Origin of the sequence: Shewanella metallivivens (assembly GCF_028750675.1) — a bacterium.
GTDB classification, from domain to species: Bacteria; Pseudomonadota; Gammaproteobacteria; order Enterobacterales; family Shewanellaceae; genus Shewanella; species Shewanella metallivivens.
In genome coordinates, this window is record NZ_JAQQPZ010000003.1 from 14,236 (window position 1) to 24,930 (window position 10,695).

Here is a 10,695-nt window from a genome sequence, read left to right on the forward strand (position 1 = left end):
AATATTGCTCCTACGACGCAATTACCAAGGCCTTACCCCTATGACTACAGTGCATAAATGTTATGCTTTTTCATCCCGTCTATTTGCCGCTACCCTGCTGCTTGCTGGCTTATTGTGCATGCCTGTTCACGCAGAAGATACCACCAAAGGCACGCTGGCATCTGAACTTGAAGACATTAAAAGTCAGGTATTAAAGCTCAATCGTGATTTGTTTATTTTGGAAGAAGATTTACTGTTTCCAGCTAGCACTCAAATTGCCGTGTTTGTGTCGGTTGATGTTGGGCGTTTTCTTAAGCTTGACAGTGTAGAACTTAAAATTGACGACAATAATGTGAGCGGTTTTTTGTATACCGAGCGTCAACGTAAAGCATTAGAACAAGGCGGCATTCAACGTATTTATCTGGGTAATATCAAAACTGGCCCGCACCTGCTAACTGCTGTTTTTACCGGTAACGATGCTGAAGGTCGCACAGTACAGCGCGCCATAACCCATAACTTTGATAAAACCGATGAAACCGTGATGATTGAACTTAAAGTAGAAGACAGTGAATCAAGCTATCGTGCTGATATCAAAGTCGAACAGTGGGCGTTGTAAATCATAATGGCCGTTATCTTTCAATCCGTGGCTCAACGAGCTCTCAGTTTTGGCCAACGTTTGCGCCCTATGAGCGCTACTGCGCTACTCACTTGCGCATTAACCTTGTTTGCCCAGCCTGCAGCCCATGCAGCAGAGCAAACAGAGGGGATCACTGCAGTAAAAACTGACTTAGAAGATAAATTCTATCGCCAAGCATTATACTTTTATTTTACCGGTGATTACGGCGCCGCATTAAGGCAAATTAGCCTTAACCGTCAACGTCAGGGGATAAATTCTGATCGTAGCCAACTGTTTGAAGCAGGGCTGCAAGTGGCTATTGGTTTACACGAGCAAGCCACACAAACCTTGGCACAATTTGAACAAAACCAAACAAACAGCAATCGCAGCCAAGCGACATCGGCCACATCACCGCAAGAATTATTGCTAATTGCCTTACTGCAATTAACCGAGCAACAAATTGATCAAGGCGACAACGTCAGCGCCCAGCTCACCTTAGGCAAAATCACTGCCGTTTTGCCTGAATATGTTGAGCAATACCATATATTAAGCCAATTAGCTTATTGGCCAGCGACAGCACCATTGACGGCACAAGTACAAAACTCAGCCATTGAAGAAGACGTAACACAGACTAATTCCTCTGCAGCCTACATCGCCTTAAACCAAGCATTACTTTACATGGAGCAACAACAATACAGCGCAGCTCAACCCATTTTAATTGAGCTTAAAAACCAGCAATGGCAAGCTCCAGAGATTAATTTTTGGCAAAAGCTGTTTAACCCATTTGCACAGCCCGATATTTTTGACGAAAACAACGAGCTCACCCCACAAGTACAAGATGCATTATTGCAACAGCAAGCGGTTAACGACTACGCCAAATTATTACTGGCGCAACTCTATGTTGCCAATCAGCAATATGATTTAGCCTACAGGGAGTTAGTTGATTTTCCCCAGCAAAGCCCTTATGCCGAATCGGCGCTCTTTTTGTTTGCTTATTCGGCCCAGCAGCAACAGCAATATGACATGTCGTTCAAATTGTTAACGCTATTGCAGCAACAATACCCCTATTCAAATTTAGCCTGGCAAGCCGCATTGCTCAGCGCCAAACAAGTGAGCGAGCAGCAATCGTTAGCACAAGCCTTAACCTTATATCAGCAAGCTGAGCAGTTGTATTTACAAAAAATTGCCGAGATAAAACAATTCGCTGGCTCCTTCAACGACAGCAAAAACATCATGGACTTTGCGACTAAGGCTGAAGATGAGCAACACCTGTTATTAACACCAAAGTCAGATGTGCTCGCGCTCATGTTAACCCAGCGCTTTAACACCGATGCCCCTTGGCTTAAAAAAGCCTTACAAGATCCTTTATTGGCAACCGACTATCAAACCCTGCTAAGCCTTGAGTTACTCAGTGACAATGTCAAAACCCAGCAAGCAAATAGCCAATGGCTTAAAGACACATTAACGTTAAACAATCAACGCCAGGCTAAAGTGATAGCACAACAAAAGCAGTTGGCTTACCGCGAAACAATTCAAAGCTTAACGGCGCAAAAACAGCGTATCGCGAATATTATCGCCCAAGCAGAAATCGAACAAAACCCACAGGTGTTTGCCAACCCAACGCAGCAACAATGGTTAAATCGTATCGATGCAAGCCAGTCCACGCTGAATAAATTAGTATCACAACGTCATATCGATGATGAACAACAGCGACTCAATAGAGTAAAAGGTGTGTTGCAATGGCAGTTACAAAGCACATTTCCACAACAGCTTTGGCAACATAAACAAAATCTTAAGCAATTATCTGAACAACTCGAGCTACTTGAGCTGCAAGCTAGTCGTTTTAGTGATTTATCCACGAACCCGCGCTTACTGTCTGCCTTTGACGAGCGCCAACAGCAAACACAAATCGACATCAACAAGATGACTCATAATATCGAAGCGTTGAGTCTCAAAACCAGCCGTGAAATCCGTGGCAAGATCAGTATCTTTACCCAGCAACAGCAATATACATTACAGCAATTATTACTGACGACACGTCATCAAATGGCCAATGTATTAGAGCAAATGTCGCAAGCAGGAAATACATCGACCCCAGCAGCTCTTGGTGTTGATACCGCTTCACAAGGAGCGCGCTAATGTCTGCCTCATCATATGCATCAAGCGTGTTGATTATCGTCAGTGGCATGCTGTTATCGGGTTGTTTTAGTAGTGGGAAAACTGATTATAACCAACAGGCCAAACGGGCCAGTTTGAGTGATTTAGCCAATAAAACGAGCAGCGAACAAGTCGCCGCCGTCGAAATGAGCCAACAGCAACGAAGCGCCGCTTTGGCCGGTATTTATCAACAATTATTGACCTTAGAACCCGATCCAGAAGTGCGCACGCATGTGGAATATCGTCTGGCGCAAATTAATACAGAATCCTTTGAAGCCCAATCTTATGCAGACTTAGGTGATGAGTTAACCGACCCAACACAAGCCGACAGTCAGGTAGTGGCCCAGCTCAGTAAAAATGATGCCGCATTACAACAATTGATTGAGCAATACCAACAGCTACTCCAACGCTATCCGCAGCGCGCTGAAAATGAACATTTACGCTACCAATTAGCTAAAGCGTTCGACTTACATGGCAATCTAGACGCTAGCTTGGCGCAGGTTGAATTACTATTAAGCCAATACCCACAAACCGATTATCTGGCTGAACTGAACTTTAGGCGCGGTGAGATTTACTACAATTTGCAAAATTACACTGCGGCTATTCAAGCTTATAAACAAGTATTAACAGCCAACAATAATCACAAATATCAGCTCAATAGTTTGTATATGCTCGGTTGGTCTGAATTTAAGCTCAACCGACTGGCCAATGCAGATAACGCTTTTTTACAAGTGTTTGAAGCACTGGTAGCTAACCAACAAAACACCCCACAAGTGGCCAGTTTAACCGCTGATGATTTTGCTTTTGAAAAGCTGGGCAGTCGCGCGCAAAACCTCGCCATTGATACGCAACGAGTACTGAGTATTTCATTAAGCCAGCAACTGCAATCACAGTCATTGGTGGCATTGGTTAATGACAATCAATCACTGCCCTATATTGGCTTATATCAACATGTGTTATTTGCCAACTTAGCCACCTTTTTACTCGACAAGAAGCTCAATCATGATGCTGAGCTCACCTATCAAGCTTACATAGATTTGGCCCCAGACAATATTTGGGCGGCGCGCTTTTCACTGGACTTGCTCGACCTGTTCCAGCAGCAGGGTAAATTTGCCGCCATGCATCAGCTCAAAAATGATTATGTCAACCAATACGGCTTAAACAGCGCGTTTTGGCTAAATGCTTCAACGGCACACCAAAGTGAATTACTACCGAATTTACTGAGCTTTAGTGACGAGCACAGCCGCCGTTTATATGCCAACGCACAAACCTTGCAAGGCAATGAGCGCATTAACGCCTTTGCCCACGCAGCCACTGCATTACACACTTATTTGCAACTGGCTCAATTACCCCTGGCTAAGCCATTACTCAGCAAAGATATTATTCACGACCAGTATCTTTTTGCTGACGCTAACTTTGAAGCAAAGCAATATCAAGCAGCCCTAGACAGCTATTACGTCATTGCGTATGACCCAACAGAAGCCGAAGTAACAATAGCCTTAAGCCAAATCCAGCAACAGTCGGCCTACGCCACAACCGTGACCATTCGTGAACTGATAACACAGCAAAGCCCCAATGCAACTGAGGTTGTCACACCATTGGTTAGCAAACGCAATCAATTAGATAAACAATTTATTAAGCAATATCCGCAAGATGAACGCGCCTTGCAATTGGCCAGTAATGCGGCGCAATATTCATTTGACAGCCAAGACTACGTTAGCTTGAAATACTTTACCGATTTTGTCTTGCAAGCTCACGGTATAACGCCTCTGACGGAAAACACTAGCACTGTACAAACAGCGAGCCCCTTATCAGACATTGCCCGTAAACAAGTTCAGTTTGTTAGCCAACTGTACGCCAATAGCCTGTATCAACAAGAACAATATGCACAAGCAGAAGACGCTTATGGGCTCGCGCTGCAATACACAAACAGCAGCACAACGGCCTGGAGTGAAATGCGCAACTTATTGGCCTCGAGTATTTACTTTCAGGCTCAATCCCTTAAACAAACTGAGCCTCTATTAGCGGTTAATCAGTTATTGCGCGTCGCTCAGGTGGTGCCAGAATCACAATATGCAGTAAACGCAGAACTGGATGCCGCTAACCTATTACTAGAACAACAGCGCTGGCAACAAGCCATTGATGTGTTAAAACCGTTTCAAAAACAATATCCAAACCATGAGTTTAGCGCGGCAATCCCGGCAAAATTAGCCCAATCATACGAAGCGTTAGGCCAGTGGGATTTAGCAGCCGAACAATTATTGATTATTGTCGCCAACGAACAACCAGGCCCATTAAAGCGTGAAGCACAATACACCGCAGCCGAATATTATTTAAAAGCAGGCGATCGCAACAACGCCCTCACCACATTCAGAAGTTATGCAAAAACCTACCCACAACCATTTGATGTGGCACAGGAAGTGCGCTTTAAAATGAGTGAGTTTTATCGCCAAAGCGGTGAGGCCAACAAACAGTATTACTGGTTTAGGCAAATACTCAGCTTTGATCGCCAGCAATGGCAAAGTGATGCCAACGCCATTCAAGCCCGCCAGGTCGAAATCGCCTCAATTGCCGCCTTTGCGTTAGGCGAAGCAGAGCAACGTAGCTTTGCGGCCATTAAGCTTAATGCGCCACTACAAAAAAGCTTAAAGCGTAAACAAGACGCCATGAAAAAAGCCATTGCTTATTATCAACAAGTACTCAATTTTCAATTAGCTAAATATGTGCCGCATGCCACTTATAATCTGGCAGAAATGTATCGCCAACTGGCTGCCGACATGATGAACTCTCAGCGCCCGAGTGACTTAGATGAGTTAGCTTTAGAAGAATACGAAATCTTACTTGAAGAGCTAGCTTATCCGTTTGAAGAAAAAGCCATCGACATCCACATGAGTAACACCCAGCGGGCGTGGGAAGATATTGTTGATCAATGGGTTGATAAAAGCTTTATTCGCCTGGCAGAGATGTCACCTGCCCTGTACCAAAAATCAGAATTAACACACGAGGTTATCGATGCGATTCATTAAATCATTATCAACCTCACCCATTAAGCAAAGTGCATTTATCGCCTTTTTCTGTGTGACGTTGTTAGCCAGTTGCAGCACAGCGCCAAATAGCAATGATGCAAATACGCCAAACCTTGCAGAGTCATCGGATACAGCCGAAAAAAACATTGTCGACATGGTTAATATCACTCACAAAGACGCCAATCATACTTTAACCGCTATTGCCGATAAGCAAGATCAGCGCAACGTGTACCTTGAACAAGCACCGCAACGCTTAGCTGAAGTCCCTGCCGCGGTATTAGCACAATATCAACAAGCCATTAATGCCATGAAAAATCAGCAATGGCAAAACGCTAACAGTCTATTTGATCATGTCATCGCAGCGCAGCCACAATTGTCGGGGGCTTACGTCAATAAAGCCATCATAGCGATTAACCAACAAGCTTTTGAGCAAGCAGATACACTATTAGACCAAGCCATTAAGGCTAATAGCAGTAACCCATATGCGCATCAAATTAAGGCGAACCTTGCTAGGCAACAAGGTCAATATGCCCAAGCCGAACAAGGCTACTTAACCGCACTAGCATTGTGGCCACAGTACCCTCAGGCTCAAATCAATTTAGCCATATTATTAGAGCTTTATCGCGGTAAGTTATTACAAGCAAGGCAGTTTTATTTGGCTTTCTTAGCCAATCAGCCCGATGATGAGCAAGCAAAACGCTGGCTTGCTGGTGTGGAAATTAAAATTCAACGAGCTGGGTTAACCCTCCCCGAAAACAGCAATGGAGCAGGCTAAGATGAACACAATAAAAGTGCTGCAACTCATTGCGGTTACATGGTGTTGGGCGGCGGCTATTCAATCAAGTTTTGCCAATGAAGCCGACAAGCCAAACACAACGGCAGTCAACAACAAGCCTGTGGTGATCGAAAGCCAGGTAACAGGCTCACAAGAGCAACCTAAAGTGCTGTATATCATGCCGTGGCAAGGGATCACCAATCCGATAGACATTAATAACAAAGACATGCGGCTTACCCTGCCTGAATTTAAACCCATTAACCCCAAAGCATTTAGGCAACAGGTGAGAGACTTTGCCAATAGCAATCAACAGACAGAGTAACCTCAATAAAATAAATACAGATAAATATCAGCATACACTCACAACCTGAGCCACAAGAACATTGTCCCCATGCAGCCATAAACATCTGGTGACAAACAACAAAAATAGAAGGAACATCACATGAGTTTTACCGACCATATCATTGCGTTTTTACAAAATGGCGGCCCATTTATCTACCCTATCGCATTAGTGCTAGTGGTTGGCTTGGCCATTACCATTGAACGCTGGTTATATTTAAGCTCAGCGCATCGCACTAACCAAAAAGCCTTTTCGTTGATTAAAAGTGCCCTCAAAACCGGCGACATCAATACCATTAGCCAACATGCACAAAATCATAAAGCGCCAGTGTTTGATGTATTGCAGTCAGGTATTGCCCGTATATCAAGTGCCAGTCGCCGCGAAGATGTTGAATACGCCATGGAAGAAACCGTAATGGAATACATGCTGCGCCTTGAAAAACGCACTCCCTTTATTGCCACACTGGCCAATATCGCAACGTTACTCGGGCTACTTGGTACCATCATGGGCCTCATTGCCGCTTTCTCGGCCGTAGCCAGCGCCGACCCAGCTGAAAAAGCCAACTTATTGTCATCGAGTATTTCGGTGGCAATGAACACCACCGCATTTGGTTTGATCACCGCTATCCCACTGATTTTATTTCACTCGAGCCTGCAAACTAAAACTGCCACCATTGTTGACTCAATTGAAATGGCAGGCATCAAATTGCTTAATTCGTTGTCATTTAACCAGCAAACGGATAACAACCGAGGCTAATGAGTATGAGACGCCACCGTCGCCCCAATACCCAAGATGCAGAACTGGATATCACCTCATTCATGAACTTGATGATTGTGCTAGTGCCAGTGTTACTGCTGAGTTTGGTGTTCTCACAAGTGCGTATTTTAAATCTGCAATTGCCAGTTTTGTCTGAGGCGGAGCAAGCCCAAGATGAGCAAGAACCTAAAATACTCGAACTTGTGATCACCCCTGCTCGCCTGGAATTAAATTACCCAGCAGGCATGTCGCTAAAACGCTTTGAAGTCACAGACGCAGGTTACGACTTTGCTGCACTGTCGGTGTACCTGCAAGACTTAAAGCTGACCTTTCAGCAGCAAGGTATCGATAAAAACGACATCGTATTACTGCTCGACCCAGCCATCGACTATCAAACCATAGTGTCGGCCATGGACACAGTGCGTTCGTTCAAAGCTGTGGTTGCGGCTAATTTAGTTGATGCTGAGTTGTTTCCAATGATCTCGCTTGGTGATGCTCCCGCGGCCAGCGACTCAGAGCCACAGGCCGCTATTGGACAAGCAGTAGGAGCCAAGCAATGATGAAGCAATCGGCCAGAAGCCGCAGATTAGTAAAACATCACAAACGCTTAAAGGCGGGTAGCAAGCTTAACCTTGTCGCCTTAATGGACATTTTCACGATTTTGGTGTTTTTCTTAATTGTGAACCAGTCTGAAGTGCGCGTATTGCAAAATATTGAAAAGATCAGCTTGCCGGTCTCTGTCGCTGACACCTTGCCCGTTGAAAACCTGGTCATCACCGTCATCGCCGACACTGTGTTAGTACAAGAGCGGGCGATTTGGCAAAAAAGTGAAAATGGACAAGGGTTAACTGAACAAGAAAACCCTGAGTTTATTAACACCTTAACCACCGAGCTAACCTATCAAGCCAGTAAACGTACCAAGCTGACGGAAACCGAACAACAAAACGGCCGAGCTGTCACTATTATTGGCGATGCAGCAACACCTTATGTGGTGTTAAAACAAATAATGGCCGCCTGTGCAGCAACGGGATACCGTGATATTTCGTTAGCGGTTGAACAACAAGCAAAGCAAGCTAATGGTGAGGGCTAATATGACAACAGCAACCTTTCACCCGCATCAAACTACTCATAGCTTTAATGATTTAGGCGACTTATTTAAACCCAGCAAACAAGACAAACTGTTTAAACTGATTTTGTGGGCCTTGCTGTTGGTTTATTTGGTGTTTGCCGTTGTGGTGCCCATGCTTGAACAAGTTGAACTGCCACGTGAAGTGAAAGAGCAGGTACCGCCGCAATTGGCCAAAATCATCTTGCAAGAAAAGCAGCTACCGCCACCAGTCAAACCTGACGTGAAGCCTCCAGAGCCGGAACCTCTGCCTGAGCCAGAACCCACTCCGCCAGAAGACAAGGTGGTAGAAAAGCCGATAGAGCCAGTGGTAAAACCTCAAGTGGTGCAACCCACAACCCGTGAGGCCGCCAAAGAAAAAGCCAGCACATCAGGCTTAGCCGCCATGAAAGATGAGCTATTTTCGATGCGCGACGCTTTTGATGTTACCCCAACGGCGCAGCGTAAGCTTGAGCAAACCACAAGCCAAGAGGTTAAAGTAAAACGTGACCTACTCGCCGGCGCGGCCAATAAACAAACCGACAGTTTGGCAAAATCAACCATAAGCCAAACAGTGTCATCTGGCTCACTTAGCGGTAACGAAACCCAGCAAATTCGCCTCGCAAAAGAAGAAGTGTTAGCCAGCCAAGGCGCAGCAGCAGAAAAGGCCAGTCAGGCAAGTCATGCTGGTCAACGTTCAGAAGCGGCACTGAGGAGAACATTAGAGGCTAATAAGTCGCGGCTTTATTCGCTCTACAATCGTGCGCTTAGAAAAGATCCGTTCTTAAAAGGTAAAGTGATGTTTGAAATTGTCATTCAACCTAATGGCAGTATTAGCAAGGTGACCATTAAATCAAGTGAGTTAAATGATGCAAAATTAGAGCGTCAATTAACCTTGGTGCTCCGTTCAATCACCTTCCCAGCTGAAAAAGTGGCGGTCATGACCACCATTTGGGCCATTGACTTTTTCCCAAGCTAAATGAGCATAAAACGTATACCAATCAGAATAAATAAGCGATCAGAGATTGCGTCGGAAAAATCGCTTAGCACAAGGCTGAAATTGCAGCGAGCGAGTTGTTCTAACGTCAACATGTCTAACGAGGTGATAAGCGATGTTAACCAGTAAGCATGATCACATTTTTTGTGCTGATTGCTATTAACAGCAGCAATAAAAGACCTGCTGTTAATAGCAGTGCTCATCACGAGCCAGCGCAATCATGTAGCAACCAGCTGCTGATTTGCCATCAATAAGGACAGAAAAGAGCGACCCAGTGCCAAGCTGTTTTAACGCCAAAAGGTCAATATATGGCCTTTAAATGCTTCTGGTAAATAGTCTGTGTGTAACGGTTTTTGTTGGGCAGCGCTAAAACCTAATGCAATCATTCTGGTCGACAGCTTATTTTTTTTGCCTCGGCCGGGGTCTACTAAAATCACTTCACAAGTATCATTTGCATGGGCATTAATAAAATTAGCTAACAACTCAACATGCTCATCTTCGTAGAGTAAATCGCTGCCAATAATTAAATCAAACAAACCTAAATGATCTTGACTACTGGCCCAATCAGCTTGTTCATAACTAATCGGTTTATCTTGATTGAGCTCAGTATTACGCAATAAAAACTTACCCACTTCTGGATGGTAGTCTGTCGCTGTTATGTCGGCATGCCTTTTATTCAATAACAAACTGCTCAGAGCCATGCCGCAGCCGATTTCAAGAATGCGTTTATTTCCAGTGTGGTACCCTCCAATATGATGAGCAAGCACCAAACTAGACGGCCAAACAACACCAAAAAGCGGCCAGGTAGCTGATGAAATGCCCAGTTTTTCAGCTACACCATCTGGATCAGAAAACTCTTGCTTATCGCGCAAAGTGCATAGATGAATATCAATTTTACCAAACTCAACCGTTTGGTAGCTTAAACGTAAATGTGTCATTGGGAG

Annotated in this window: 10 protein-coding genes; 9 read left to right on the top strand and 1 reads right to left on the bottom strand. The window is 44.7% G+C overall.

The window, feature by feature from the left end:
* Positions 1–40: 40 nt before the first annotated feature.
* The 9 genes from PQR79_RS05375 (at position 41) to PQR79_RS05415 (ending at position 9,733) form a co-directional block, all read left to right on the top strand.
* Positions 41–595, top strand: coding sequence for an AraC family transcriptional regulator (locus PQR79_RS05375; protein WP_274408407.1), 555 nt, complete (start codon positions 41–43; stop codon positions 593–595).
* 6 nt (positions 596–601) lie between these two features.
* Positions 602–2,734, top strand: a complete 2,133-nt coding sequence (locus tag PQR79_RS05380) for a tetratricopeptide repeat protein (RefSeq protein ID WP_274408408.1) — start codon at positions 602–604, stop codon at positions 2,732–2,734.
* Positions 2,734–5,778, top strand: coding sequence for a tetratricopeptide repeat protein (locus PQR79_RS05385; RefSeq protein ID WP_238107166.1), 3,045 nt, complete (start codon positions 2,734–2,736; stop codon positions 5,776–5,778). The genes PQR79_RS05380 and PQR79_RS05385 overlap by 1 nt, the downstream gene beginning before the upstream one ends.
* Positions 5,765–6,553: a tetratricopeptide repeat protein gene (locus tag PQR79_RS05390; RefSeq protein ID WP_238107165.1), complete on the top strand. Its 789-nt coding sequence runs from the start codon at positions 5,765–5,767 to the stop codon at positions 6,551–6,553. The genes PQR79_RS05385 and PQR79_RS05390 overlap by 14 nt, the downstream gene beginning before the upstream one ends.
* A gap of 1 nt (position 6,554) precedes the next feature.
* Positions 6,555–6,875 (top strand): hypothetical protein, encoded by a 321-nt coding sequence (locus PQR79_RS05395; protein ID WP_238107164.1) that lies wholly within the window; start codon positions 6,555–6,557, stop codon positions 6,873–6,875.
* Positions 6,876–6,995: 120 nt separating this feature from the next.
* Complete coding sequence (locus PQR79_RS05400) at positions 6,996–7,649, top strand: MotA/TolQ/ExbB proton channel family protein (protein ID WP_238107163.1); 654 nt, start codon at positions 6,996–6,998, stop codon at positions 7,647–7,649.
* A gap of 5 nt (positions 7,650–7,654) precedes the next feature.
* A complete protein-coding gene (locus PQR79_RS05405) occupies positions 7,655–8,209 on the top strand; it encodes a biopolymer transporter ExbD (protein WP_238107162.1) in 555 nt (184 codons plus the stop codon).
* The gene (locus tag PQR79_RS05410; RefSeq protein WP_238107161.1) at positions 8,206–8,739 is read left to right on the top strand and encodes an ExbD/TolR family protein; all 534 of its coding nucleotides are present in this window, start codon (positions 8,206–8,208) and stop codon (positions 8,737–8,739) included. The genes PQR79_RS05405 and PQR79_RS05410 overlap by 4 nt, the downstream gene beginning before the upstream one ends.
* 1 nt (position 8,740) lies before the next feature.
* A complete protein-coding gene (locus PQR79_RS05415) occupies positions 8,741–9,733 on the top strand; it encodes an AgmX/PglI C-terminal domain-containing protein (protein ID WP_238107160.1) in 993 nt (330 codons plus the stop codon).
* A gap of 305 nt (positions 9,734–10,038) precedes the next feature.
* Here the strand turns inward: PQR79_RS05415 and PQR79_RS05420 are convergent, their stop codons facing one another.
* The gene (locus tag PQR79_RS05420; RefSeq protein ID WP_238107159.1) at positions 10,039–10,689 is read right to left on the bottom strand and encodes a class I SAM-dependent methyltransferase; all 651 of its coding nucleotides are present in this window, start codon (positions 10,687–10,689) and stop codon (positions 10,039–10,041) included.
* Positions 10,690–10,695 lie beyond the last annotated feature (6 nt).